The 1,339-nt window shown below is 42.2% G+C and carries 1 protein-coding gene; it reads left to right on the top strand.

Annotated features, from left to right (window positions below; genetic code table 11):
• Positions 1-122: 122 nt before the first annotated feature.
• On the top strand, positions 123-1,339 hold a 1,217-nt coding region (locus QUA07_RS29880; RefSeq protein ID WP_333332868.1), incomplete at its 3' end, for an IS5 family transposase.

Below are 1,339 nucleotides of genomic sequence, written 5' to 3'. Positions count from 1 at the left end.
GGGCTTGCTGAATATATCGATGGCACTTGACGTAGCCTGGGTTATGCGCTCGCGAGAGCGAGGGTAAAGTGCAAAATAAACAGGTAGAATAGGTCAAAACCCGTGCATCACCACCTGCGATCGTGTACAGAAAAGCTGAGCTTGCCCCAAGCCCCCCATCCGAGTTTGAACTGCCCTTCGGAGGAAGGTTGTCAGCAGACAACCGTTGGGTAAAAATGGCCCAACTAATCCCGTGGTCAGAATTTGAGTCAGAATATGCCCAAAACTTCCCCACCTCCAAGGGCTTAAGGGCTAAATCCTTTCGGATGGCGTTGGGGGCATTAATCATCAAAGAAAAACTCGGAATTAGCGATAGGGAAACAGTAGAACAAATTCGTGAAAACCCCTATCTGCAATACTTTATCGGTCAATCAACCTACAGTAATGAGATCCCATTTGACCCATCACTATTAGTCCATTTTCGGCAACGAATCAGTCCCAACCTAATTAATAAAGTGAACGAGCGAATGGTCGAAAAAATACGCTCCATCACCCCAGTTAAAACGGAAAAAAAAAAGGATTCGGACGCCAAAAATAAGTCAGTCAATCGCGGAAAATTAATCATAGATGCGACCTGCGCCCCAGCCGATATTAGTTATCCGACCGACTTAGGACTATTAAACAGAGCCAGAGTTCACACCGAAAAAATCCTAGATATTCTGTATAAACAGCTCAAAGGTCAAATCACGAAAAAACCTAGAACCTACCGTAATCTCGCCCGAAAAGATTACTTATTAATAGCCAAACAAAGAAGACCATCCCGCAACAAAAAAAGACAGGCAATTAAAAAACAACTTCAATATATCAAAAGAAACCTAGCTCATATTGAACAGCTAATCGATTCAGGTGCGACCCTAAAAGGTCTGACTAAAAAGCAATATAAAACCTTGCTAGTCCTCACAGAAGTCTATCGCCAACAACAGTGGTTATTTGACAACGATAAACAGAGTATTGAGGATAGAATAGTAAGTTTAAGTCAACCCCACATCCGTCCCATAGTCAGAGGGAAAGCCGGAAAAAGCGTAGAATTTGGAGCTAAACTATCAGCGAGCTGTTTTGAAGGATATGTATTTTTAGACCGGATGAGCTGGGATAATTTTAACGAATCAGGATATCTAAAAGCACAAGTAGAAGCATATCATAGCTTCACAGGATATTATCCAGAGTCCGTTCATGCAGATCGAATTTATCGTACAAGAGAGAACCGAGCTTGGTGTAAAGAAAAAGGCATTAGAATCAGTGGACCGCCTTTAGGAAGGCCTCCAGTAAATGTCAGTAAAGAAAAAAAGAAGCAAGCATT

Origin of the sequence: Microcoleus sp. T3_A4, from assembly GCF_036700465.1 — a bacterium.
In the GTDB taxonomy this organism is placed as follows: Bacteria; Cyanobacteriota; Cyanobacteriia; order Cyanobacteriales; family Microcoleaceae; genus Microcoleus.
The sequence above is the reverse complement of the archived record's forward strand: the minus strand, read 5'-3'. Positions and strand labels throughout refer to the sequence as shown.